The following is a 25,868-nucleotide window of genomic DNA, read 5'->3' as shown; positions in this document are numbered from 1 at the left end:
TACAATGAACATGAGAATTTTAGGGTTGGAGGAAATTTAATGTTGATTCTAGCGTTTTTTATTGTTATTCTATTTGCTTTTTATTTATTCTATAAAACAAAATACTTTAGGAGCAGCCGACCGGTTGAAAAGAAATGGCTGGGTGCAAAATCCAATATCGCACTTGGCTTGTTTGTCTGCTTATTTGGTATTAATCATTTATTCTTTATATCAGAAACGACTGTTACATTTATTGTATCTATAATCTTTATTGTGTATGGCGGTGTATTTACTTGGGTTGGTTTCAAAAAGTATAAACACTATCTTCCATTCGCCATTGAGGAAGTTCAGAGCCTTGAGGCAAAATAATAAGGAGAGCCGCTCATTTTGTAGCGGCTTTTTTCTATTTTTTAATTCCTGTCTAATAGCTGGCACATCATCATTGCTTTACCGACTAAAATTCCATCATTAAAGACTTCGACGTCAACCTTTCCGAACTTACGACCTACATCGAGCACTTTTGGATAGATTTCTAATACACTCTCCATCTGAACTGGTTTTAAAAAGTAAATCGTCATGTTCTCGACGACTAAATCTCCTTTTTTATAGCTTCTTAATATTCTGTTCGCTGCTTCGGAAACAATTGTGGTAAATACTCCATATGAGATTGTCCCTAGATGGTTTGTCATTTGCGGGGTAACTTCACAGGTATAGACTTCCTCCCCTTTTGCTCTTCCGCGCATTAATACCATTTGATTAGTAACAATGTCATCAAGCGTTTCCCCTACTTGGGGCTGACGTTGGTTCATTTGCAATGCTTTTAATACATCCTGCCTGCTAATAATGCCTTCAAGACGGTTTGCTTCATCCACAACAGGAAGAACTTCAATTCCTTCCCATACCATCATATGTGCTGTAGAGGCCACACTTGTCTTTCCCGAGACCGTCATCGGCAGTTTCGTCATAATACGATCAATGATGATATCAGCTTCCTGCCCCATGATATCCTTAGCTGTTACCATTCCTTGTATCTTCATGTTCTGATCGACAACAGGATAACGGCTGTGAGTGGTTTCATGATTCAAGTCATGCCATTTCGAAACCTTATCTGAGGTCTTCAAATAAAATGTTTCTGATAGCGGGGTTAGAATGTCTTCAACTAGAATGATTTCTTTTTTGATTAACTGATCATAGATGGCGCGGTTTATCATCGTTGCCACGGTAAAAGTATCATAACTGGTCGAAATAATCGGCATCTCAAGGCTGTCTGCTAATTTCTTAATAGCGTCATCGGTATCAAAGCCACCTGTAATTAAGACAGCTGCCCCTGCTTTCAATGCAAGCTCCTGTGCCTGTGTACGGTTCCCGACAATTAATAGGTTATCTGGACCCGTATAACGCATCATCGCCTCAAGTTTCATTGCACCGATAACAAACTTATTAAGTGTTTTATGCAAGCCAGTCTTACCGCCTAAAACCTGACCCTCCACAATATTAACGACCTCAGCATAGGTGAGCTTTTCAATATTCTCTTTTTTCTTTCGTTCAATTCTTATCGTTCCAACACGCTCAATCGTACTGACATAACCTTTATTTTCAGCTTCCTTGATAGCTCTATAAGCTGTCCCTTCACTTACATTCAGCGCCTTGGCGATTTGACGTACAGATATTTTTTCCCCAACAGGCAGCTCATCAATATACTGTAGAATCTGTTCATGCTTTGTAGCCAAGTCCTTCACCCATTTCTATTACCCAATAATAATAATCATTATATAATTTTACCATTAATTTAATTAATTTCATAAATTCTTTTATAAAAATTCGAAGGGAGCCTGAACTTCAGGCTCCCTCTCCTAGTTGATTAATCATTAATAAGAACGTGATTTTTTGTTTATGCGTGGCTGTTGTCGACCTTTAACTGCCTTTTTTGGACTATACAACAGTCCAGTGAGATTTCCTGCGATAACAATTAATGCAAACGCAAGCCAGGATATAGCAAAAATTCCTTCGAGACCTTCTGTACCTACTGATAGCCTAGGAACAGCTAAATATAGCATGAACCCGCAGAGCAACAAGCATAGTAAATATCGGTTCTTTTTCAACTCTTAATCTCCCTTCCAAATACTGCTTGTTTCACTTTATGCAAGGAAGGGCGAAAAAAGTATTATAATTCGATAAATTCTCCAGCACCAAGCACTTTTCCATTCTTATTCTCAAGCATATCAATAAATTGATTAGGGTCCTGCTTAATTGGCGGGAACGTATTGTAATGGATTGGGACGATTGTTTTTGCCCCCAGTAATTTAGCTGCATATGCAGCGTCCTCAGGTCCCATTGTAAAGTTATCACCAATTGGCAAGAACGCTAAATCAATCGGATGTCTTTCCCCAATGAGCTTCATATCTGAAAATAATCCTGTGTCACCTGCATGATAGATGGTTTTTCCCTCAGCCATAAAAAGAATACCAGCAGGCATGCCACAATATACAAGTTCCTGATTTTCTGTCTCATAGCTTGATCCATGGAAAGCCTGTGTTAATTTTACTTTTCCAAAATCAAATTGATGTGCGCCACCAATATGCATACCATGAGTATTTACTCCTTGCCATCCTAAGAAGGTAGAAATCTCATGATTAGCAATAACGAGAGCATTGTTTTTTTTTGCTAATTCGACTGTATCACCGACATGGTCATTGTGACCGTGAGTTAAGAGAATTACATCTGGATTTACATCTTCCACTCTTAAATCGGTTAATTGGTTACCCCTTATAAAAGGATCAATGATGATCCTTTTGCCATTGACTTGAATTTGAACAACCGAATGTCCATGATAAGATACTTTCATTTATCCATCTCCTCCTTAAAGTTTATAGTATTTACTTCCATAAAATTTTCTAAATTCCTTCCTCATTTATGCCCATTAGTTGTTTGTTTTAGCACATGCTATGTTTACACATGGTTTTATAATTGATACGCTCATGTAGGAATGTTTATTTAGGAGGTAATATAAATGAATCAACGATTAACTAAACTTCAAGCATGGATGAAGGAAAATGGGATTGATGTAAGCTTTATCAGTTCTTCTGAGAATGTATTTTATTTAAGCGGATTCTTCTCAAATCCACACGAGCGCCTATTAGGGTTAGCTGTGTTCCAGGAGGAAGAACCTTTCCTTGTATGTCCAGGAATGGAAGTGCATGATGTTAAAAAATCTGGATGGAACCATGAAATCATCGGGTATAGTGATATAGAAAACCCATGGGAATTAGTACATACTTCAATCAAAAAAAGAAATATTGGTGTACGGTACGTCGCAATTGAAAAGGAGCATATGAATGTTGAACGCTATGAGCAGCTGACTGCGTTATTTCCGAGTGCTGCTTTTGCTTCTGCTGAGGAAAAAATGAGAAAACTGCGGATGATTAAGGATGCGAAGGAATTAAAAGTGATTGAAGAAGCATGTGCTTTGGCGGATTATGCCATCGAAGTTGGCTGCAGCGAAATAAAAGAAGGGCGCACCGAATTAGATGTTCTAAATGCCGTTGAATATGCCCTAAAGAAAAAAGGCGTAACGGAAATGTCATTTTCAACAATGGTTCTGACCGGTGCAAATGCAGCGTCCCCACATGGTAATCCAGGAGCTACAAAAATTCAAAAAGGGGATTTGGTCTTATTTGATTTAGGAGTAGTCGTTGACCGCTATTGCTCTGACATTACAAGAACTGTTGCTTATGGTGATATAAATGATAAGCAAAAAGAAATCTATGATACCGTCTTAAAGGGACAATTAGCTGCTATAGAGGCAAGTAGACCTGGTGCAACTGCTGCTGAGGTTGACTTAACAGCTCGAAGAATCATTTCAGATGCAGGCTACGGGGAATACTTCCCGCACCGCCTCGGGCATGGATTAGGGATTAGTGTTCATGAGTATCCTTCCATGACAGAAACTAACCAATTGGTGATTGAAGAAGGAATGGTGTATACCATTGAACCAGGGATTTACGTACCAGATGTTGCAGGAGTGCGGATTGAAGATGATGTGTTCATTACTGCTGAGGGAGCAAAAGTATTAACCAAATTTCCTAAAGAGTTACAAATCATTAAGTAGATATTTAGTTTTTTTTACCATTGAACATTTGGAGGAATTGAAGTATTATACTAATACAAGCTGCGTTGCTCGTAATGATAATAAAGTTTTAACCTTTAAGCTGTAAAAGGGAGTTTTACTATCGAAGCGGTAATGACACGCCTCTGTCTATACGACATGGAGGACAAGCAGGAATGCTTTTGCGAACACCCACTTTGAGGAGTGGTGGTTTAAAACTTTCTTATATGAGGTACGGCAAATGCGGCTCTATCATTTTAAATCATTCAAAAGCCAGCTCCCTAATGGAAGCTGGCTTTATTTTTTTATTATTGATTAAGTAATGTTTTGGTATCAGAATATTGCAGCCCGAGTGCCTCTGCCACTGCTACATAGGTTACAAACCCGCCAAGCGTATTAATACCTTTTAATAAAGCTTCGTTTTCTAGGCATGCTTGCCTATAACCTTTATTTGCAATTTGGATTGCATATGGTACGGTTACGTTTGTTAAGGCCATGGTGGAAGTTCTCGGTACTGCACCAGGCATATTGGCAACAGCATAATGAACAACTCCATGTTTAATATAGGTTGGTTTATCATGTGTTGTAATACGGTCAGTTGTTTCAAAAATACCGCCTTGGTCAATGGCTATGTCAACAACTACACTTCCTGGATTCATTGTTTTAATCATTTCTTCAGTCACCAACCTAGGTGCTTTTGCACCTGGTATAAGTACAGCACCTATTACCACGTCTGATTCTTTTACTGCTTCTGCAATGTTGTATGGATTAGAGATAAGGGTCGTAACATCTGATCCAAAAATATCATCCAATTGACGAAGACGGTCTGGATTTAAGTCGATAATTGTTACCTTTGCCCCCAGTCCAATCGCCATTTTTGCAGCATTGGTTCCTGCCACACCACCACCGATGATGGTAACCGTTCCTCTTTGGACTCCAGGAACACCTGAAAGGAGAATTCCTTTCCCACCATGAACTTTTTCAAGAAATTGCGCACCAATTTGAGCAGCCATCCTTCCAGCCACCTCACTCATTGGTGTTAATAATGGCAGTGATTTATTTGGAAGTTGCACCGTTTCATAGGCAATACCAACTACCTTTTTATCAATTAAGGCTTTCGTTAATTCTGGTTCAGGAGCTAAATGTAAGTATGTAAATAGAATTAAACCTTCGCGGAAATATTGGTATTCACTTGGGAGCGGCTCTTTAACCTTCATCACCATTTCCATTGACCACGCTTCAGATGCTGTTTCTACTATTTTTGCACCTGCAGAAACATAGTCTTCATCTGTGAATCCAGAACCTTGTCCTGCCCCTTTTTCAATATAAACTTCATGTCCAAATTTCAATATATTGAAAACCCCTGCTGGTGTCATCGCAACACGGTTTTCATTATTTTTTATTTCTTTAGGAACGCCGACCCGCATGTACTAACCTCCAATTAACAAAGATTGTGAAAGCACTTTCATTTTACCATATTTATATAAAAAAGGCTTCACGCGGTAAGCGATGAAGCCGATAATTTTTAGATGTAATAATAATAAGGGTAGTACGGGTACCCATAATATGGGTATGGGTATGGGTAATAGTAAGGCCCTGGACTTAATGCTGCTCCTAGCAATAATCCCCCTAAGAATGGTAATCCGAATCCAAAACCAAACCTTTGATCGTTTGGATCGATTGATCCCATGTATTTAGGCATTTCTTGCATTTTTATTCCTTACACATTAAAAGAATATGCAGGCTTAAATGAGATTCTTGGGTAAATGCCCCGCAAAAAGAAATTTAATAGATATATACATAGGAAAACTCGCCTGTTGGCGAGCCCTATTTTATAGCTATTCCGCTGTACTTTGTCCTGCATCCTCATTAGTTACTCCAAAATCCTGGCCAATAAAGCCGCTATTATAGGAATCCATGATTTGTTCACTTACCTCATTTGTCCCTTTCTCATCAAATTCAAATGTAAAGGACTTATTAGTAGGATCATGTTTAAACATTGTTTCAATCTCCCTTCGATGGATTATTACCCAATTATTTTTCGAAAAATTGAAACATCTTACTCCTAGAAAATAATGTATAATTTAAGTAAGGAGGGATTACCTATGGGTGTTCAATATGACCATATTTTAGTTGCACTAGACGGTTCAAAAGAATCAGAGTGGGCTTTAGAAAAGTCGATTGAAATTGCTAAAAGAAATAACGCTAAATTGTTATTGGCACATGTTATCGACACAAGGTCGTTTATGTTAATTGATTCCTATGACCCAGATATTGCTGACCGAGCAAATAAGCTTGCCATCGATATGCTTGAAAAATACCAAAGCCAAGCATTAGATGCGGGAGTTGCACACGTTCAATATGAAATTGAATACGGCTCGCCTAAAGTGAAAATTCCGAAAGAAATGGCTAAAATACATCCTATTGATTTAATTATTTGCGGTGCTACTGGAATGAATGCCGTTGAGAGGTTCTTAATTGGCAGTGTCTCTGAACACATAACTCGTTACGCCCCATGTGATGTCCTCATTGTCCGTTCACAAAAAAGCCCCTGACCTACAATAAATTAAACGTGAATGCTTGCTTGATGTGTTGTAAAATAGGAATATAACTCGTCTTGGAGGCTATCACATTGAAAGAACATTTTTCCTTTGATCAACGGCTTGGCATTTCGATTCCCAACCTAGAAACGGAATGGGCACGATATAGTGATGAAACCCAGCATGCTATCCTATTTCATTGGGAACAAATTAGAGGTTCCATTCCCGATCGAATTGCTGATCTTGAAAAAATGATAAATCAAAAGCAAGCACAACTTTCTGATGAAAGTAACTTTAAAACTTCATGTAAATTAAACAGTGATATTGCTGAGCTTGCGTCCATCATTAATGATTTATGGCTGTGGTATAGAGCAAACCAAACAGTTTCAGAAAAAATGCACCAATAAGAAGAGCTCCCTGATAGTGGGAGCTCTTCTTTTCTTTAAAGATCCTTTTTAATTTCCCTCACTACATGACCGATTTCTGGCAGGATTAATTTATTCATGGCTAGTTTAACTGCACCTGTAGAGCCTGGAGTGGCAAAAATACCTTTATTCTTTACTACCCCTGCAATTGCACGTGAAAGAATGGCGGCAGAGCCGATATCCTCTTGATAGCTCAACATCCTAAATAACTCTCCAAAACCAACGATTTCTTTATTTAGCAAACCTTGTACCGTTTCAATGGTTACATCGCGCTTTGCAATTCCAGTACCGCCATTTGTCAGGATGACATCAATATCTTCACGCTCACAGCCTTTTAAGATTGCTTCTTTGATAGGTCCAGCTTCATCCTTTACAATGACATAATCAACAATGGCATGCCCGGCTTGTTCTAGTAATTCCATCATTAGCTTGCCACTTTTATCTGTATCTTTATTTCTTGTATCACTCACGGTAATCACTTTACAATATACAATCCTTGGAGCTTCTTGCTTATGTTCCGTAGTACTCATCTTAAATTTCCTCTTTCTCATTAAGATATCGCAGCTGGTAATAGTTATGGGCGAATTCGGTAACTTTTCTTGTTAATTGATAATTTGTCCCTGCCCCAATAGCCATACTGACGACCGGAAGCCCTTGTATGAGCCTTTTGCGGAACAAGGTAATGACCATTGCCTTAAGTAATTGTTGAATTGGCTGCTCTAACCAGGTCACATCTGTAATTTCTTCATTTCCTTCATAAAAATAACGGTCACCGCTTGAGTCCAATTCATTCATCAAGATAGACCAGCCTTCTTTTTGTAAACGCGGCGGTAATGTCGCTGTATGAAAGACCCTTAAAGAACTCATCATCTCGTAAGGAGTATTAACCTCAAAACCATATGTCATGGCAATTAATTGAACCGCCCGTAAATTAATGACGGCCATTGCTGGTATATCTGTACCTAAAAGAAGCGGTCCTCCCGTTCCAGCTAAACCACCCTGGGCAAATGAATAAAGTCGATGTCGTGCCATTTGCTGCATGGCTATGTACTGTAACTGATCAATATCTAATTTTCGTAAATCCTCAATTATATGTAAGTCCTTATTAAATACCCGGCCTGAAGAAAGGATTCTTTCTTTTGCGTCCATTTGAATCTGAGAGCTTTGAATCATCCCGTGTAAATGGAACAACCAGCTATCAATGACTAAAAAAAACTGGCTTTGAACTTTTTCAGGTAATAAGGAGAAAGAACGTTCTAAATATTTTTCATATGTAAGCTGTAAATCATTTACCTCGTAACTTAATAACTGCTTTTCCCATTCCCTAATATCATTCAATACCTTTGTTTCCCTATCAGTTAATGGCATAGGCAATCCCGCCTCACTTCCACTATTTCTTTCCAGTATATCATAAAGGAATATCTTAAAAAATGAAAAAAGGCAAATGTCCTTATATGGACAATCTGCCTTTTTCACGGTTTATTTTGCTAAACGGATAACATCACGTGCAATCATTACTTCTTCATTTGTCGGTATAACGATAACTTTTACTGGTGAGTGCGGATAGTTAATAAACCTTTCCTCACCTCTAATTTTATTTAAAGCAGGATCCCAATAAACACCCATAAATTCTAATCCCTTTAAGACCTTTTCACGTACTACATCGCTATTTTCACCAATACCAGCAGTAAAAATAATGGCATCGACACCATACATACGTGAAGCGTAAGAGCCAATATATTTGTGAATACGATTAGCAAAGACGTCTAATGCAAGCTGAGCGCGGTCATTTCCTTTTCGGGCTTCAATTTCGAGGTCTCTTAAGTCACTGGAGAAACCAGAAACACCTAACATCCCACTCTCTTTGTTTAATACATCGAGCACTTCTTCAGCTGTTTTATTGGTTTTTTCCATAATATATGGAATTAATGCAGGGTCAATATTCCCTGAACGGGTTCCCATTGCTACTCCAGCAAGAGGTGTAAAGCCCATTGATGTATCAATTGATTTTCCGCCCTCAATCGCCGCAATACTTGCTCCATTACCTAAATGACAAGAAAGGAGGCGAAGTTGTTCAACCGGACGACCCAAAAGTTCAGCTGCGCGCTGTGAAACATATTTATGGCTCGTACCATGGAAGCCATATTTACGAATTCCATATTTTTCATAGTATTCATATGGAAGGCTGTAAAGGTATGAACTTTCAGGCATAGTTTGATGAAAGGCTGTATCAAATACCGCTACCGCAGGAACGTTGGGAAGAACACCTTTGAAGGCCTTTATTCCAGTAATATTTGCCGGATTATGAAGTGGTGCTAATTCGGAAAGTTCAACAATTTTAGTAAGCACCTCATCTGTAATGAGAACAGAGTCATTAAAGGCTTCTCCACCATGAACAACACGGTGACCAATTCCTTCAATTTCATCAAGAGATTGAATAATACCTAACGTAGTTAATTTATCTAACAGCATTTTAACCGCTACTTCATGATCAGGAATATCGGAAGTTTCCGTAACTTTTTCACCATTCACTGAAATGGTAAAAACGGAATCATTTAAACCTATTCTTTCAATAACTCCTTTTGTGATTACATCTTCTCTTGGCATTTCAAATAATTGAAACTTCAGTGAAGAACTACCGGCATTAATTGCTATAATTTTAGACATTTCGTTTAACCGCTCCTTTTATAAAGGCTCTTTTCTTAAACTTTGTTGATTTTTGAAATAAAATTTATTTTTATGCTAGTTACTGCAGAAAATAAAAAAATTAATAAGAAAAGAGCCTACACTAAATTCTAAAGCTCAAAATAACTATTTCCACGTTAATATCGGCTTTAGGATTTTAACCACAACATTATGAAAACAGCCTAAATAAAACAACATCGGTTCATGAAGGTCCATTTTCCGTACATGGTTATTTTGCGCAAACCGACATCGAATATTGCTCTCCACACTAATTATTATCACTGTATATATTACAATTCAAGGAGTATTTTGGATGTAAACGGTTACCTCTTAAATGTAAATCTATTCATAGTATTCTAATTGTTCCTAACAATAAAAAAGCGATAAAACCGATTGTTGTACCGGTTTTACCGCTTATTATATTGGAACCACTTTTCAATTTTCTTCAAAATACTGTCCATCTCAACAGCATTAGATAAATTCGGTAAATTCACAAGTAAAGCCTGTTTTGGTGCTGCGACAGCTTCACCCTTTTTTTGCAGAACTAAAATACTTTTGGCAGCATTTTTATTCTTGAACATACTGATTGGCAGTTGAAGGACTCCTTGAATAATAACTTCTTCTTTAAAGAATTCACGAAGCTGACCTGCTTGGTCACTTTCAAAAAGACCATTTGGTATGATAAAAAATAAATATCCACCCTGCTTCGTGTGACGGACACTTTGCTCTATAAATAAATGATGAGCATAAGAGTGCCCTTCAATTGCTTTTAATTGGTAATCTGCTGCACGAACATCATTGGGATAAAATCCGACTGGCAAATCCGCGATTACTGCATCGACTGGATCAATAAATAATGGCTCAAGACTATCTTGATTAAAAAACTCTATCGGATGCTCTTGTAAATTTGCATTCACATAGGCAAGTTTAATTAATATGTCATCAATATCAATACCAATCGATTGGACATTTTTTTGCAATTGATTTAATACAGCTGTTACTAAATTTCCTGTTCCTATTGCAGGGTCTAGCAAGCGGAAGGAAGGCTGCTGGATAAATTTATCCACTAAATAGCTGATCAACATTCCGACACTATCAGGCGTCATTTGATGGTTAGGCTGAACACTTTCTTTCATACCCTTTAAGATTACGAGCTGATAGGCTTTTCGGATTTCTTCTTTTGTAAAACTACCTAAATTAACTTCTGAGTATTGTTTTTTAAGTCTTTTCTCAGTAAGTTCACTCACTTCATCCTGAAGAATGGAGTCGTGAAATAGATTTTCACCTGTTTCAGCTAAGGCCTCTAAATATGTACAAGATAGTTCTTCCTGTAAAACAAGTGCTGTTTCATTGAATATTGTGAAAAGCTGTTCTACTGGAGCAATTTTCATACTATTATACCTCCTAAACAAAGAAAAAGACCTCATCTGTGTGACGAGGCCTTAATCGTCATTAAAAATTACTTTGCATTTCTAGCTGCTTCAAGTGCTGCTTCATAGTTCGGATGATTTGTTGCCTCACTAACATATTCCACATAAGTAACAGTATCACTAGAATCGACAACAAATACGGCACGAGTCAATAAACGTAGTTCTTGAATTGCAACACCGTATGCTTCACCAAAAGAAAGATCACGGTGGTCTGATAATGTTTGAACTTTTTCAATTCCTGCAGCTCCACACCAGCGTTTTTGCGCAAATGGTAAGTCAACGCTGACAGTTAAGATTTTAACATCCCCTAAGCTATTCGCCTCTTCATTAAAACGGCGAGTTTCCGCATCACACACGCCAGTATCCAAAGAAGGAACGGCACTAAGTAAACGAACCTGTCCTTTTGTATTTTCTAACGTTACAGGTGATAAATCATTAGCCAATACGCTGAAATTAGGAGCTTTGTCTCCCACCTTTACTTCGTTTCCTAGCAATGTTACTGAGTTCCCCTTAAAAGTTACGTTTGCCATTTATACATCCTCCTTTTTCGTACGTACAAAAGCGAAATAAATTACGCTTTCATCACAATTATGTACAGTGTAAATATATCTTTTCAGAATTTTTTTTGCAATCATTTACACTCCTAGTTTTCACGAAAAAAGTTAATCTCCCTTTTTTATTTGGAAGATTAACCTTTTACACTTATATATCAAATTCTTGCTTAGGAGATTCGTTTTGTTTGGACTGCTGCGACCCTTGTTGTTGCCCCGAGCCGCCTTGCTGCTCATTCTTTTTCGAAAACATTTGCTGAATTTTATCTACTGCTTGTGGTGCCATTTCTAAAATCTTCTCATAAAGATGGGTGCTCTCATCTAAATGAAGCATTTTTACTCCATGAGAATTCACGATTAAGAAAGCAATTGGAGTAATTGAGACACCTCCACCGCTTCCTCCACCGAATGGAAGGATTGATTTGCCTTGCCCTTGCCCTTGCCCTTGACCTTGACCCTGGTCTTGACCTTTCGATTGTGACCCATCAAGTTTAAACTCACTTCCACCTGCTGCAAAGCCAAAACCTACTTTTGAAACAGTAAGAATGACGCTGCCGTCAGGAGTTTCAACAGGATCACCAATAATCGTATTAACGTCAATCATTTCTTTTAAACTTTCCATTGCAGTTGTCATTAAACCTTGAATTGGATGTTCAGACATGGCTGTTTCCTCCTCTTTTAAACCGTATTAGTTTTTTCCTTCGAATTGGCAGTATTCATTTTGAGATTCGGGCGTCCGCCCTTCCAGAATTTAATTAGTTTTAATCCTGCTAAAATAGCATACCCGATACGAAACTGAAAAATACATGTGATTCGAGTTTGGATGATCGCCAATTGAAAATGGGGTGTAACCGATAATACTGGCATTTTCTTCAGCCTTAAAAAGTGGCTGAGCATACCAATAAAGCTACCTTTAATCGTCCAGAGTGCTCCCGTTAAAATGCCGGTATGGGCGGCATCCCCTAGCCCAACTAATGAATGCCATTCAAAGTGCTTGATTACTATTCTTTTTATGAATTTCCTTAAGATGACATTCATATTAATAACATGCTGGAGGATTTCTTTTGTGTTTCTCAAATAAGTCATAATATCATCTTTCTTAATTTGGTCTACTTTTGTTGGGGAGTCATTTTCACTTGGATTCCCCATTCCTGAATTCCCCTTTACGACAACACTTGGTGAATTATCATCAATTTTTACTAGGGGAATATTTATTTTGTATTTAATAAGACCAAACCAGATTCTAAACTCTACTTTCAGATCATCATTGTCATTATGATGAAAATAATTAAGATGAATGGTTAATTTTGAAAAAATGATTAGTAGAAATAAAAAAATAATAGCGATGAGGGCTATATACAGCCAAACCAATTTTTTCACACCCTTTCAGCTTATTAGTATCACCTTAATAGGAAAAAATAAACCCGCTAACGTGTAGTTAGCGGGCCTAAAATTATCGTTCTACATGGATGACCGTGGTGTCGGTAAATAAATCGTGGAGTCCTTGCTTTTTTGGGAGAAAAGCGACAATGATATATCCTACAACAACTGTTGCAGAGATAAACCGTCCAATCCATTCACGAAAAAGAATGGTTCCCCATGATATATTCTCACTTTTTAAATCAATTACTTTAATCCCAAATACCATTTTTCCAAGAGTTTGCTGAAAGTACTTTGTCATTAACACGAAATATAAATAAAATATGATTGCGGAAGCTATCGAAATCGGTGCAAACATATTAAATTCTCCTAAAGGAATCTCGAAGCTTCTAAAAATAGGTTTGATGATTAAGCGCTCGATACTTCCTACCACAATCAAATCTAGAAGATAGGCCCAAAACCGCATCCAAAATCCAGCATAACGAATGGAGACATTCTCTAATTTATCGGTTGTTATAGTTTTAGGAAATTGCTCATCGTTTTGTGCCAAATGATCATGAGATGTGGGTATACTTACATTTTCTTCAGGTAAATTCAAGGTTTTTTGAGTTTCATTTTCCATCAGATATCCCCCCTACTCTGCATACAAATACATTAGACGGGGAGAATTTGGTTTTGATAAGATTTCCATAAGCCCAGTCATCTCACTATCCGCACCGAATAATTTTTGAACCTTTAAATTAAACAATGAACCAAATCCAATTGCGTCAGTATAGCGGACCACCTTTGCACCCTTTATGTTCTCTTGGTCTATCATTTTCTCAATTACATCTTCTAAATATCCAAAGTCATCAATTAAGTTTAACTCTTTTGCCTGTCTGCCATCGTAGATTCTTCCATCAGCAATCTTTTTTACCTGCTCTGTGGTCATATTTCTGCCTTCAGAAATTACCTTTACAAAACCCTCATATGAATTATCAATCATTGTTTGGAGGATTTGCCGTTCTTCTTCTGTCATTTGTCGAGTTGGGCTCATAATGTCTTTATATTGACCGCTTTTGATGGTTACGAAATCCACACCATATTTCTCAGCCAATCCTTCATAATTGACTCCTTGCATGATAACCCCAAGGGATCCTGTTAGCGTTTCTTCACTGGCAAAGATTTTCTTGGCGCCTGCAGATATATAATAGCCCCCAGAAGCAGCCATAGAGCCCATCGAAATATACACTGGTTTCTTTGTTTCCTTTTGTATTTCTCCTAGCTTATCATGGATTTCAGCACTCTCAACAACTCCGCCGCCTGGCGAGTTTACCTTAAGAATAACTCCTTTTACGGTATCATCTTCTTTTATGTAATCTAATTGTTTCATAAATCCTTGATGATTGTATCCAACAGACTGAAATAAAGACTCTGCGTCATTTGTGTCCTGAATGACACCATTAACGTCGAGGACAACAATTTTTTTCAGTTCATTTCCTTCTTGAATTATTTCCTCCGTGAAAGGAAGCTCTGTTGCCGCAAAAAGCTCACTTAAATCTGTTTCTACACCTTTAAAAGCAAATGCTGATAAAAAATTTACCATGACTGATACAAAAAATAATGCTGCAGCAATTCCAAGGGCTGCCCAGCGTTTTCCATTCATGTTGAAAACCTCCCCGATCCAAACATAATAATTTTTCTTACATAATTTAATATTCTTTCAAAATAATGCTAAAATAAAAGAAGACTATCTCAGTTTAACAAAAATTAAAACGTAAATAAGGTGTTTTTACAAATTATTAATAAAAGTTGGAGGGCAAAATGGGGAATAGACGTAATATTTACTTTTATCATCACTTAGATAAAGAAATGCTGGCAAAAGTCAGTAATTTAGATGAGTCTGCAAAGCAGTATGGATTAACGATTGTAAATGACCATCGCAATGCCAATATTATTGCAAGCATCGGTGATGATGGTACTTTTCTTCAGGCTGTAAGGAAAACCGGGTTTCGTGATGATGTCCTTTATTGTGGAATCACAACAAAGGATAGTTTAAGTATGTATTGTGATTTCAAAATAAATGATTCCTCAAAAATGGTTGAGGCTGTTTCTAAGGTGGAGGCTGTTACGAATGAGGATCTGAAGGTACGGCGTTATCCTATCATCGAAGTAACGGTCGATGGTCAAGGGAAATTTCTATGCCTTAATGAATTAAGTATTCGTTCGTCCCTCATTAAAACACTTGAATTAGATGTATTTATTAATGACCTGCATTTTGAAACTTTTCGTGGAGATGGCTTAATCGTTGCTACTCCAACTGGAAGTACGGCTTATAATAAATCTGTTAATGGTGCTGTTGTTGATCCGTTAATTTCCTGTATGCAAATAAGTGAAGTAGCATCAATTAATAATAACAAGTACCGCACATTAGGTTCTCCTTTTGTAATTGGGGGAGAACGCACACTTACGCTTAAAATAATTTCTGCTGAAGGAAATGAGCATCCTACTATAGGTTTAGACAATGAGGCTTTGAGTATCCGGCATGTAGAAAAAATCCAGATTAAACTCAGTGAAAAAAAGATCAAAACCTTGAAGTTAAAAGATAACTCATTCTGGGAAAAAGTAAAAAGAACCTTTCTTTAATCACAATGGCTGCCGAAAGTTTTCGACAGCCTTTTTTGCACCTTATTGTTTAATGGATTTTAATTCTTGCTGACGAAGTTCAACCCGGCGAATTTTTCCTGAAGTTGTTTTCGGAAGCTCTGACAAATATTCGATTTTTCTTGGATATTTGTAAGGTGCTGTAATTGTTTTAACATGTTCTTGCAGATTTTGGGTTAATTGAGGGTCATTTGAATCGACACCCTCTTGTAACACTACAAATGCCTTAACAATAAAGCCGCGAATTTCATCAGGGCTAGCCACAACCGCACATTCTTTTACAAATGGATGTTTAACGAGCGCATCCTCTACCTCGAACGGTCCAATGGTATAGCCGGAGCTGATAATGATATCATCACTGCGGCCTTCAAACCAGAAATATCCATCCTCATCCTTTTTGGCTTTATCGCCAGTTATATAGTAATCTCCACGGAACTGCATCGCTGTTCGTTCAGGATCTTTATAATAATTTTTAAATAAAGCCGGTGTCTCTACATGTACTGCAATGTCCCCAACTTCACCGACAGGACAGATTTCCCCTTCTTCGCTAATGATTTCTACCCTATTTCCAGGAGTTGGTTTACCCATTGAACCAGGTTTTAACTCCATTCCTTTGGTTACCCCGACTAACAAGGTATTTTCTGTCTGTCCATAGCCGTCCCGAACATCCACATTAAAATGACTCCTAAAAGTATCAATAACCTCACGATTGAGCGGTTCCCCTGCGGAAACAGCACTATGAAGATTGGGTAATTTATACTCATCGAGGTTTTCTACTTTTGCCATTAACCGATATTCTGTTGGAGTACAGCAAAGAACATTAACCGAATATTTCTCCAAAAGGCTCAAATACTTTTGCGGCTCAAACTTCCCGTTATACACAAAGCCCGTTCCTCCTGAACCTAATACAGATAAAAATGGACTCCAAATCCACTTCTGCCATCCAGGTGCGGCCGTTGCCCAAACGGTATCACCATCCTCAATACAAAGCCATTTTGGTGCAGCTGTTTTTAAATGCGCAAATGCCCACCCATGAGTATGTACAACACCCTTTGGGTTACCGGTAGTTCCAGATGTATAGGATAGAAAAGCCATGTCATAACGAAGGGTATCAGCAAACACAAAGTCTTCTGAGGCAGCTGTCATTTCTTCTTCTAAATGGACCCAGCCCTCTTGCTTTTCTCCAACTGAAACCTTTAGAAGTGGTTGTTTACTAATAATATTTTCGAATTGATCCACAAATGGGTAATAGCTGACAACAGCTTTTACATCCCCATGTGTAACACGATACTGAAGGTCCTTTTCACGGAGCATTTCTGAACTTGGAATAACAACCAGCCCAGCTTTTAAAGCAGCCAAGTAAACCACATAGGCTTCTATTAGTCTTGGTATGACAACTAGAACCACATCACCTTTTTTCAAGCCATTTTGTGTGAAAACATTTCCCGCTTGATTTACCTTTCTTATTAAATCTTCATATGTAACCTGTTTTGTTTCCCCTGCTTCATTTTCCCATCTTAACGCTAATCTTTGTGAATCTTTTGCAAATCGTTCAATTTCAGACACTAAATTATACTTTTCAGGTGCAATTAATTCTTCACGGTTCATGTTTCTCCTCCTCACATAAAACTCTCTACAAACATTATTATACAAAATTATTTGAAAAATTTAAACCAACCTATAGTATCTGGTCACAAGAAAAGTGCAATAAAAGAGAGTGGGAAAACCCCACTCTCTGTAGCCATCTTATTCATTTGTTATCGTGAAAATCCGCCGCCTAATTGAGACTCAGCCATTGCGACTAAACGCTTAGTGATTTCACCACCAACAGAACCGTTAGCACGTGAAGTTGTATCCCCACCAAGTTGTACACCAAATTCAGAAGCAATTTCGTATTTCATTTGAGAAAGAGCTTGCTCTACACCAGGAACTACTAATTGATTTGAGTTGTTACTAGCCATGTGATATTCACCTCCTTGTGAGTATAGAATGTGTAGAATCACATGGCTGTATTCTTTTTTACAATTGGTAATTGTTCACAAATATTTAACAATTTTCATGTATTAAAATAAATCATCAAATTCTGAGTCTTGTTTGCTGTCGGGCTTAATTGTGAGTGTTTCTGTTTTTTGAACAGCTTCTTGAATCAAATGTTCAAAGTCGAAGAAACTTTCGTAGTGCTGGACTTTTTCTCTTTTCGGCTTTGTTTTTGGTGAAGAAGGAACAAAAATCGTACAGCAATCCTCAAAAGGTCTTATGGAAATATCATAGGTATCGATATCTTTGGCTATTTTTATAATATCATTTTTGTCCATTGTCAACAAAGGCCTTAAGATTGGCGTATTGGTTACTTCATTAATTGCATACATGCTTTCCAATGTTTGACTGGCAACCTGTCCAAGATTATCTCCGGTAATAATCGCAAGCGCTTCTTGTTTTTTTCTAATTTCATCAGTAATTCGAAGCATAAATCTTCTTGTTGATGTCATCGAATAATTTTCTGGGATTTGTTCTTTTATCGTTTGCTGAATTGTAGTAAATGGGACAATATGAAGTTTCATTGAGCCAAAAATTTCAGCAAGCTTTTTAGCTAAATCAATCACTTTCTCCTTCGATCTTTCACTTGTATATGGAGGACTAAAAAAATGAACAGCTTCTATTTCTACCCCGCGTTTCATGGTGAAATAGCCGGCTACCGGGCTATCAATTCCTCCAGAGAGCATTAACATCGCTTTTCCACTTGAACCAACTGGTAATCCGCCAGCGCCCAAAATGTTCTCACAGGACATGTAAATGGCGTCACTTCGAACCTCAATTTTCAAATTGATATCTGGATTTTTAACATTAACCTTAATTCCAGCTATATTCTCCAAAATATGACCGCCAAAAGTGTGATTGATCCCCTCTGTATCTAGTTCAAAGGTTTTATCCGAGCGTTTAGGGGTTATTTTAAAGGTTTTTCCCTCTTTATAAAAGCTTTTTACTAACGCAAGGGCAGCCACCTTCATTTGTTCAATATCCCGTTTCACTTTTATCGCAGGACTAAAGGATTGAATACCAAATATATTTTTTAATGCCTTGTTTATTTCTTGGGCGTCTTCACCATTTACTTTAACATACATCCTATCTCGCTCAGCCCGTATCTTAACCTTCGGAAAGGGAGCCAGCGCAATTCGAACACTCTTTCGTAACTTGTCTACAAATTTATTTCGATTCCTGCCTTTGGTGGAGATTTCACCATAGCGAATCAATATATGATCATAATTCATCTAATTTCATAACCTTTCTTAGCTGTCTTGCAGCATCTTCGATTGCACCTGCCACGGTTCGTGCTTCCTCTTCGGTATTATCATACGATAAGCTAATTCGAAATGCACTGTCAGCCAATTCGTCAGGAACCCCCATTGCTAATAGTGTCTGACTTGGTAATTGTTTCTTAGAAGAACAGGCACTGGTCGTCGATAAGAAGATTCCTTTTTGCTCTAGAGCATGAATTAAAACCTCTGATTTAATTCCTTTGATTGAAAAGTTTAAGATATGTGGTGCCGAATGTTCCAACGGAGTATTGATGGTAAGCCCATCCATTTTTTCTAACTCTGTTCGCAGCACAGATTTTACTCTTTCCATTTTTTTTAATCCCGATTCACTTTTTCCCATAGTCATTCTTAATGCCTTCGCCATTGCTACAGTACCGGCTACATTTTCTGTTCCGCTTCTTACTTGCCATTCCTGGTTGCCGCCCGACAATAGCGGGTCCAATCTAACACCCTCTTTTATAAAAAGCGCACCTGTACCCTTTAATCCATGAAACTTATGCGCAGAAACTGAGCATAAATCAACATTGTTTTTCACTAAGTTCAATGGAACTTTTCCAATTGCTTGCACACCATCAACATGGAAAAGGATAGTTGGATACTGTTTAAGGAGTTTGCCAATTTCCTTAATTGGCTGAATGGTCCCAACTTCATTGTTTACATGCATAACAGAAACAAGAATCGTATCTTTACGTATAGAAGCTTTAACATCCTCCACGCTCACTCTTCCATACGAGTCAACTGTGAGATAGGTAATTTCAAAATCCGCACTTTTCAACTGTTCCATCGCACCTCGAACTGAAGGGTGCTCAACACTTGATAAAATCAAATGTCTTCCTTTATTTTTATGGACTAACGCTGTCCCTTTAATGGCTAAATTATTACTTTCTGTCCCACCAGAGGTAAAGTAGATTTCTGTCGGTTTTACTGCTAGGAGGTTTGCCATTTGTGCACGCGCCTGTGTGAGAAGTTTTTCAGCCTGCACCCCTAAGCCATGCAGGGAAGATGGATTACCAAAGTATTCGCTTGAAACCTTAACGAAGGAGTCAATCACTTCTTTATAAGGTCTTGTTGTTGCACTATTATCAAAATAAATCATTAAAAAAAACACCTCACCTTTGCGCAAAATAAATATTACCACAAACTTAATCAATTGAAAAAGGTTAATGATTTTTGAAAAATCAAAAACCGATTCGCCAAATTTGACTGAATCGGTTAATGAGTTTACTCTATTACTTTCCAATTGCGGCTTTTATTTTCTTCAAGGCACCCGGGTCAATTGAATCAAGAGAAGTGGCTGCCTGTTCTAAAGCTTCCTGGTACTCAAAATGTCTAAATGCATGTTCTGCCTCGCTTAGTCCCTTGGCAACAGAAGGATGCTGACTCCGATACCTGTTTCCATATTGAATCGCTTTTTCGGCAAGCATAACATTTTCTATCAGTTCAATTGTTGAACTTGATAATTTATCGACTGTTAAAACTGCAATCTCCAGATATTGGTTTAGTGCCGAAACATTAAGTGGTTTTTCTTGAAGCTGAAGCTTTACATTTTGAATGCTTTCATTTGTATCATCAAATAAGTACTTATAATCCTCTGGTAAACCAGGAATATTACTTTTAGAAACTAAACGAATCGTTTCGCCCACTTTTTTAGTTAATTCCCTTAGTGTTTCTCTTGCTTCAAACTCATCTTTTCGTAATGCTTGAAGCTTGAGCCCAAAATTCTCCTGCTCTTCTTGAATTATTTCAATATGGGTTTTTATTTCTTTAAGTTCTTCACAAAGAATCGTTAATGCCGTTTCATTAATATTAATTTTTTCTATTAAAATTTCATAATGCTTGGTAACAGAGGAAAGCTGCTTTTCCAAGTGCCTTTGAATTTCAAAGTCACTATCAGTTAAATGGTAGCTTTCTTGAACATGCTTGACTTCATCAGAAAGATGATCATGCTCTTCTAATACTGAAGTTAAAAGTCCGCTCATTCCTTTTTCATTTTGGAGAATAAAATGTTTAGCGTTAACTTCTTTTTCGAGAAGGTCAAAGAGAATGTCGATTCGTTCTTTAACTTCACTTATTCCTTCCTGAGCTTCTTCTATTTTCGTCTCCTCAATCATGCTCAGATAATTAGTTAAATTCTCTCGCAAACCATCGATTTCATCTTCCACCTGAATATGGTTTAGATAATATCCTTTTTCAGTCATTTCACGATATCCGTCCTGAATATCTGTCAACTGGGAAGGTATAAGTGATTGACATTCAATCAGTAGCTGTGGAATTAGATCCATATTATGCTTAATTCTTACTAATTGGTCATTTATGGATAAAACTAGTTCGCGTGCTTCAAGATAATTACCATGTTCCGTTTTCTCGTCAAAGTCGTGGAACTTTTTCGTTACGTCATCCAGTTGGGCTTCTAGATATTTTTCAGATTTTCCAAAATTATGTCGATGAGCAAGCAGGGTTTTTTTCGTCTCACGGTATAATTCCTTTAACTGCTCAATTTCCGTTCTGTTCTTTTCTTCGCTTCCGACAAGCTCATGAAGTTCTTCGACAATTTTATTAATCTCATTTTCAGTTGCTTGCAGCTTATTATTGATTTCCTGTTGAATTCCTTTCGCTTTATTAAAGCGATAACGGTCGATGAACTCTTCAGCGTCAAACAGCATCTCTTCCAAATCGGGTAATTTAACCGTGACGATATCATCCCATTGATTGCGCCAGCCCTCGAATAACTCTTCGGTTTGCCCAGTCATATTCAATTGTTTTACTTTTGACATTTCATCCAATATTGGCCGGTTAAATAAATCAATTTTCCAGGCCTCTAACCTATCCATCTCTTTAAAATACTTTTTCTTTATAAAATATCCTATTACGAATAAGGCTAGCAGCAGGATAATGAATCCAATAAAATACTTCACGTTCGAGCCCCCTGTTTCAGACACTTCAAAATTCTCCAAAGCGCTAGATACTAATCTATAAAAACCTTTAAATCTCGGTTAAGTTCAATGCTTCTATGATACCATGTAAACGACGTTTTTTGACTATTATTTTCATTTTTTTTGAAAAAGAAATATGAATTTAATATTTTATGTCTGAAATTTTGGCTAAAGTCCAAATTAAAAAGCACATGCTTGTAGGAAATTTAATTTCCAAGCTAGTGCTCATCATATAAACATTTGGATACTTTTTTCAATTACAATATTGCCTCTTTCTTTTCAATGATTTTTGTTCCCAGTGTGTTTTCGATCCAACTATTAATTTCCTTTAAGTACTTTTGTTCAAAGAACCTTTCATTCGGAAAAATATAAAGTACCTCTCGTAAATAATGGGCATTAATAAATGGCATCATTAGTAATCCCTTGTATTGGATAATCAAGTAAGCAATCGAATGTGGACGGAATTCTTTCCTTTCAAACCCTTTTTCAAAAATCTTTTGAAAATAATACTTTTCTTTGACTGCATATGTGGACATAACTTCTCTAACTACCTGAGAATCCATTGACATTTCTCGGTACACGAAGCTTGTAAGATCAATATTTTCACATTGATAGTGGAGTAAGTCAGCTGTAATCCTTTTTAAACAATTCTTTACACCCGCATCCATCGTTGAAAACCTTTCCTCAATAATGCTAAGATACTGCTCGAAAAAGTAAGTAAAGCAATATTCTAATAATCCAAGCTTATTCTCAAAATGATAGGCAATTGTTGCTGAGTTAACTTTTGCTATAGCTGCAATATCACGCATCGATGTTCCCGCATAACCGTTTGAATTAAAAAGCGATATTGCTGCCTTTACTATAACTTCTTTAGAATCCTTTTTCATCGTACACCTCCAGTATACTCGCGGCCTTTTTATCCTTACTATAACAATTCTTTTTATCATAGTGTTTTCCTTTATAAACTTATCGACAAAGTATGCTCTTTTTCTTGTAAGTTTGATAAAATAGATAAGAACTTTATGAAGGGATGGGTGAAAAAACATGTTTAATGTCGAAATGTACAAAGGGACCCGCCAAGAAAATTATGACTTGGTAACAAAACAATTACAGGCCCTTCTCCATGGTGAGAAAAATCAAATCGCTAATCTTAGTAATACCGCTTCATTATTAAACCAATTTCTTGATCGTATTAATTGGGTTGGTTTCTATTTAATGGATGAAAACAATGAACTAGTATTGGGACCCTTTCAAGGACTGCCCGCATGTGTTCGCATCCCCCTCGGCAAAGGTGTGTGTGGAACATCCGCTAAGAATATGGAAACTATCCGAGTGGAAGACGTTCATCAATTTCCGGGCCATATCGCCTGCGATGCTGCATCTAATTCTGAAATCGTCATCCCCCTTATTAAGGATGGAAGATTACTGGGTGTATTGGATATTGACTCGCCAGAGAAAAATCGCTTCGATGAGTTAGACCAAGAACAATTAGAAGGGATTGCTACTATACTAGTGGAGCACCTCTAACATAAAAAACTCGCCTTGGCGAGTTTTTTATATAGGCTGTTTGTAAATGTTGTATTTACTCTTTAACAACTGCAATAAACCAAATGTACAACCATATACACCTTGAGAACACAAGATATGGTCCCCTGTTTTGGTTAACGCTGTCAGTACATTTGCGATAATAAAGGCACACAAATGAACTTCATTCAAGTGCCCCGCCAAGTTATTATGCAGTTTTCTGTGCAACCACCTTATTTTTACCTGTACCCTTGGCAAGGTATAATGCCTCGTCTGCTCTTTTGAATAAATATTTGTATGTATCGTGTTTATCTTTATGCCAATAGGAAACACCACAGGATACCGTTATTTTTGGGAAGGTACATTCTGCTATCGTTTTTACAAGTCTATCGGCTATCTCTAATCCCTCCTCTATTGAAACTCTAGGAAGATATATGGCTAACTCCTCCCCTCCCCAACGAGCACCAACATCATTTTCGCGAATATTCTTTTTAATTAATTTTGCTACCTGAATTAGTACATCGTCACCTACCTGATGACCAAATGTGTCATTAATTTCCTTGAAATTATCAATATCAATTAAAATAAAGACCCCTTCTGGATCATCCTTCATGGAATACTGTATATTTTCGTCTAAAAAATTCCGGGAATGAAGCTTTGTTAAATGGTCCGTTATGATCATATGTTCTAGTTCTTCCCTGAGCATTGAATTCGACAAAGCTAGTGATGAGTGTAAAAGGAGCGACTGCAAGAGATTAAATGTCTCTAATGAGAAATAATTAGGTTTTTGGTGCATAACAATCGTGAATCCTTTTATGCTCTTACTTTGAAGGATTGGTACAGCCATTACGGAATGGTATTTTTTACTGTCATTTAGGAGTGGAAGGTTAAAGTCTCCAATAAATATAGATTCTTTTTCTGTATGTATTTTAGCTTCTAGGAGGTTAGTATAAATCTTTGACTGTTTTGTCAAAAAAAATGGGGTTGTACCTGGAAGTACTCTCAGTTTACTGTGATCTTTGGAAAAGAGGAAGAATCCCACTTCCTGGGCATGAAATGTTTGAGTAATTTGCTTTGACATAAATTCCATTATATTAAATAAACGGAAATTTGCGTTTAATTCTTGAGAGGTTTCATTCATGGTTTGTAATTCCGAAATGACTTGTTTAAACTGATGATAAAGTTTTGCATCTTCTATTGCTCTGCCTGTTGCATTTGCTAGTAAAGTAATCGTGTTAATTGCATGAAATATCTCTTTATATTTCGTTAACTCTTCTTGCAACTCTTTTGCATCCATATTCTTATCACCTTTTATTGCTTATTTCCAATTTTATACATCATCATCATTATAGTAAATAAACAGGTGATAGTGATAGAGATTTTTGTATGTTTTTTTATTTTCATTAGATTTACGAATGGTTATTCATAGTTTCCTGAAATTAACTTGACACATGGGTGAATAAAATTATATAATATTCTTTGTGTAAAATAACTGCAGCCTATGTGAACACGTGAATGGATTCATTTTGTTCCTCATGAGTCATTTTTACTTATGATGGTGTATCTTGTAACCCTCTGCTGCTAGGGCGAAGGTGCATGAAAACAGAATGGCTATCATTGATGTTTCATAACGGTTTTTATTTTACCAAAATAAAAACACTAAGGAGGAGTCATTCATGGCTCGTTATACTGGCTCTAGCTGGAAAATTTCTCGTCGTCTTGGAATCTCTCTAAGCGGCACAGGTAAAGAATTAGAAAAGCGTCCTTACGCTCCAGGACAACATGGTCCTAACCAACGTAAGAAACTTTCTGAATACGGATTACAATTACAAGAAAAGCAAAAACTTCGTCATATGTATGGAGTAACTGAGCGTCAATTCCGTAACTTATTTGATAAAGCAGGCAACATCGGTGGGGTTCACGGTGAAAACTTCATGATCCTACTTGAATCACGTCTTGACAACGTAGTTTACCGTTTAGGTTTAGCTCGTACTCGTCGTGCAGCTCGTCAATTAGTTAACCACGGTCACATCTTGGTTGATGGATCTCGCGTAGATATCCCATCATACCGTTTAGCTGCTGGTCAAACTATCAGCCTACGTGAAAAATCACGTAATCTTGATGTTGTTAAAGAAGCTATCGAAGTAAATAACTTCGTACCTGACTATTTAACATTTGATGCAGACAAGCTTGAAGGTACTTTCACTCGCTTACCAGAGCGTTCTGAATTACCAGCTGAAATTAACGAAACACTTATTGTTGAGTTCTACTCACGGTAATTGATTTGCTTTTTAAATAGCAATCACAAAAACCCTAGAAGCGTTATTATAACGCAGTTTCTAGGGTTTTTTATTTT

Annotated in this window: 27 protein-coding genes and 1 other RNA gene; 8 read left to right on the top strand and 20 right to left on the bottom strand. The window is 37.2% G+C overall.

Translation table 11 applies throughout. From position 1 onward, the window contains the following. Positions 1-39: 39 nt before the first annotated feature. Positions 40-348 carry a YtpI family protein gene (locus J2Y03_RS14150; protein WP_310195173.1) on the top strand — a complete coding sequence of 103 codons (309 nt, stop codon included), beginning with the start codon at positions 40-42 and terminating at the stop codon, positions 346-348. A gap of 41 nt (positions 349-389) precedes the next feature. On the opposite strand, the gene J2Y03_RS14145 is transcribed toward J2Y03_RS14150, so the two are convergent. After that, positions 390-1,709: a CBS domain-containing protein gene (locus tag J2Y03_RS14145; RefSeq protein ID WP_310195170.1), complete on the bottom strand. Its 1,320-nt coding sequence runs from the start codon at positions 1,707-1,709 to the stop codon at positions 390-392. A 434-nt stretch (positions 1,710-2,143) separates the two neighbouring features. Next, positions 2,144-2,824, bottom strand: a complete 681-nt coding sequence (locus J2Y03_RS14135) for a metal-dependent hydrolase (protein ID WP_132093146.1) — start codon at positions 2,822-2,824, stop codon at positions 2,144-2,146. Positions 2,825-2,989: 165 nt separating this feature from the next. Here J2Y03_RS14135 and J2Y03_RS14130 point away from each other — a divergent pair, with 165 nt between their 5' ends. Further along, entirely contained in the window at positions 2,990-4,087 is a 1,098-nt protein-coding gene (locus J2Y03_RS14130) for a M24 family metallopeptidase (RefSeq protein WP_310195163.1), read from the top strand. A 54-nt stretch (positions 4,088-4,141) separates the two neighbouring features. Then, positions 4,142-4,338: non-coding RNA, 6S RNA (ssrS, locus tag J2Y03_RS14125), on the top strand. Positions 4,339-4,392: 54 nt separating this feature from the next. On the opposite strand, the gene ald is transcribed toward ssrS, so the two are convergent. Then, positions 4,393-5,511 carry an alanine dehydrogenase gene (ald, locus tag J2Y03_RS14120; RefSeq protein ID WP_310195160.1) on the bottom strand — a complete coding sequence of 373 codons (1,119 nt, stop codon included), beginning with the start codon at positions 5,509-5,511 and terminating at the stop codon, positions 4,393-4,395. 411 nt (positions 5,512-5,922) lie between these two features. Further along, complete coding sequence (locus J2Y03_RS14115) at positions 5,923-6,084, bottom strand: hypothetical protein (protein ID WP_310195158.1); 162 nt, start codon at positions 6,082-6,084, stop codon at positions 5,923-5,925. A gap of 105 nt (positions 6,085-6,189) precedes the next feature. On the opposite strand from J2Y03_RS14115, the gene J2Y03_RS14110 reads away from it, so the two are divergent. Together J2Y03_RS14110 and J2Y03_RS14105 are read left to right on the top strand one after the other, a co-directional pair. Continuing rightward, entirely contained in the window at positions 6,190-6,639 is a 450-nt protein-coding gene (locus J2Y03_RS14110) for a universal stress protein (protein WP_310195155.1), read from the top strand. A 77-nt stretch (positions 6,640-6,716) separates the two neighbouring features. Further along, positions 6,717-7,031 carry a hypothetical protein gene (locus tag J2Y03_RS14105; RefSeq protein WP_132093161.1) on the top strand — a complete coding sequence of 105 codons (315 nt, stop codon included), beginning with the start codon at positions 6,717-6,719 and terminating at the stop codon, positions 7,029-7,031. A gap of 35 nt (positions 7,032-7,066) precedes the next feature. Here the strand turns inward: J2Y03_RS14105 and J2Y03_RS14100 are convergent, their stop codons facing one another. The 9 genes from J2Y03_RS14100 to sppA all read right to left on the bottom strand — a co-directional run bounded on the left by J2Y03_RS14100 (position 7,067) and on the right by sppA (position 14,740). After that, a complete protein-coding gene (locus J2Y03_RS14100) occupies positions 7,067-7,579 on the bottom strand; it encodes a MogA/MoaB family molybdenum cofactor biosynthesis protein (RefSeq protein WP_310195153.1) in 513 nt (170 codons plus the stop codon). 1 nt (position 7,580) lies between these two features. Beyond that, complete coding sequence (locus J2Y03_RS14095; RefSeq protein ID WP_310195150.1) at positions 7,581-8,417, bottom strand: EcsC family protein; 837 nt, start codon at positions 8,415-8,417, stop codon at positions 7,581-7,583. A 111-nt stretch (positions 8,418-8,528) separates the two neighbouring features. Beyond that, positions 8,529-9,716: an acetate kinase gene (locus J2Y03_RS14090; protein ID WP_310195147.1), complete on the bottom strand. Its 1,188-nt coding sequence runs from the start codon at positions 9,714-9,716 to the stop codon at positions 8,529-8,531. Between the two features lie 425 nt (positions 9,717-10,141). Further along, the gene (locus J2Y03_RS14085) at positions 10,142-11,125 is read right to left on the bottom strand and encodes a class I SAM-dependent methyltransferase (RefSeq protein WP_310195144.1); all 984 of its coding nucleotides are present in this window, start codon (positions 11,123-11,125) and stop codon (positions 10,142-10,144) included. A 68-nt stretch (positions 11,126-11,193) separates the two neighbouring features. Beyond that, complete coding sequence (tpx, locus tag J2Y03_RS14080; protein WP_310195141.1) at positions 11,194-11,694, bottom strand: thiol peroxidase; 501 nt, start codon at positions 11,692-11,694, stop codon at positions 11,194-11,196. A 172-nt stretch (positions 11,695-11,866) separates the two neighbouring features. Further along, entirely contained in the window at positions 11,867-12,376 is a 510-nt protein-coding gene (gene ytfJ, locus J2Y03_RS14075) for a GerW family sporulation protein (RefSeq protein ID WP_310195140.1), read from the bottom strand. Between the two features lie 17 nt (positions 12,377-12,393). After that, positions 12,394-13,095: a DUF2953 domain-containing protein gene (locus J2Y03_RS14070; protein ID WP_310195139.1), complete on the bottom strand. Its 702-nt coding sequence runs from the start codon at positions 13,093-13,095 to the stop codon at positions 12,394-12,396. A 73-nt stretch (positions 13,096-13,168) separates the two neighbouring features. Further along, positions 13,169-13,717 carry an RDD family protein gene (locus tag J2Y03_RS14065; RefSeq protein WP_310195137.1) on the bottom strand — a complete coding sequence of 183 codons (549 nt, stop codon included), beginning with the start codon at positions 13,715-13,717 and terminating at the stop codon, positions 13,169-13,171. A gap of 12 nt (positions 13,718-13,729) precedes the next feature. Then, positions 13,730-14,740 carry a signal peptide peptidase SppA gene (gene sppA, locus J2Y03_RS14060; RefSeq protein ID WP_310195134.1) on the bottom strand — a complete coding sequence of 337 codons (1,011 nt, stop codon included), beginning with the start codon at positions 14,738-14,740 and terminating at the stop codon, positions 13,730-13,732. Positions 14,741-14,898: 158 nt separating this feature from the next. On the opposite strand from sppA, the gene J2Y03_RS14055 reads away from it, so the two are divergent. Next, positions 14,899-15,720 (top strand): NAD kinase, encoded by an 822-nt coding sequence (locus J2Y03_RS14055; protein WP_132093190.1) that lies wholly within the window; start codon positions 14,899-14,901, stop codon positions 15,718-15,720. A 42-nt stretch (positions 15,721-15,762) separates the two neighbouring features. Here the strand turns inward: J2Y03_RS14055 and mbcS are convergent, their stop codons facing one another. The 6 genes from mbcS to refZ form a co-directional block, all read right to left on the bottom strand. Further along, a complete protein-coding gene (gene mbcS, locus J2Y03_RS14050; protein WP_310195131.1) occupies positions 15,763-17,346 on the bottom strand; it encodes an acyl-CoA synthetase MbcS in 1,584 nt (527 codons plus the stop codon). Positions 17,347-17,495: 149 nt separating this feature from the next. Continuing rightward, positions 17,496-17,699: an alpha/beta-type small acid-soluble spore protein gene (locus J2Y03_RS14045; protein ID WP_132093196.1), complete on the bottom strand. Its 204-nt coding sequence runs from the start codon at positions 17,697-17,699 to the stop codon at positions 17,496-17,498. A 102-nt stretch (positions 17,700-17,801) separates the two neighbouring features. Continuing rightward, complete coding sequence (thiI, locus tag J2Y03_RS14040) at positions 17,802-19,007, bottom strand: tRNA uracil 4-sulfurtransferase ThiI (RefSeq protein WP_310195129.1); 1,206 nt, start codon at positions 19,005-19,007, stop codon at positions 17,802-17,804. Next, positions 18,997-20,151 carry a cysteine desulfurase family protein gene (locus tag J2Y03_RS14035; protein WP_310195126.1) on the bottom strand — a complete coding sequence of 385 codons (1,155 nt, stop codon included), beginning with the start codon at positions 20,149-20,151 and terminating at the stop codon, positions 18,997-18,999. The genes thiI and J2Y03_RS14035 overlap by 11 nt, the downstream gene beginning before the upstream one ends. A 133-nt stretch (positions 20,152-20,284) precedes the next feature. Next, positions 20,285-21,994 carry a septation ring formation regulator EzrA gene (ezrA, locus tag J2Y03_RS14030; RefSeq protein WP_310195124.1) on the bottom strand — a complete coding sequence of 570 codons (1,710 nt, stop codon included), beginning with the start codon at positions 21,992-21,994 and terminating at the stop codon, positions 20,285-20,287. Positions 21,995-22,245: 251 nt separating this feature from the next. Next, positions 22,246-22,875: a forespore capture DNA-binding protein RefZ gene (refZ, locus tag J2Y03_RS14025; protein ID WP_132093208.1), complete on the bottom strand. Its 630-nt coding sequence runs from the start codon at positions 22,873-22,875 to the stop codon at positions 22,246-22,248. A 157-nt stretch (positions 22,876-23,032) separates the two neighbouring features. Between refZ and J2Y03_RS14020 the strand changes: the two genes are divergently transcribed. Next, positions 23,033-23,515, top strand: a complete 483-nt coding sequence (locus tag J2Y03_RS14020) for a GAF domain-containing protein (RefSeq protein WP_132093211.1) — start codon at positions 23,033-23,035, stop codon at positions 23,513-23,515. 205 nt (positions 23,516-23,720) lie between these two features. Here J2Y03_RS14020 and J2Y03_RS14015 read toward each other — a convergent pair whose 3' ends face one another. After that, positions 23,721-24,809 (bottom strand): sensor domain-containing diguanylate cyclase, encoded by a 1,089-nt coding sequence (locus tag J2Y03_RS14015; RefSeq protein ID WP_132093214.1) that lies wholly within the window; start codon positions 24,807-24,809, stop codon positions 23,721-23,723. Positions 24,810-25,188: 379 nt separating this feature from the next. On the opposite strand from J2Y03_RS14015, the gene rpsD reads away from it, so the two are divergent. After that, a complete protein-coding gene (gene rpsD, locus J2Y03_RS14010) occupies positions 25,189-25,791 on the top strand; it encodes a 30S ribosomal protein S4 (RefSeq protein WP_132093217.1) in 603 nt (200 codons plus the stop codon). Positions 25,792-25,868: the final 77 nt, after the last annotated feature.

Origin of the sequence: Neobacillus niacini (assembly GCF_031457145.1) — a bacterium.
GTDB lineage: Bacteria > Bacillota > Bacilli > Bacillales > Cytobacillaceae > Neobacillus > Neobacillus niacini_J.
This window is presented reverse-complemented; position numbering and strand designations above follow the sequence as displayed.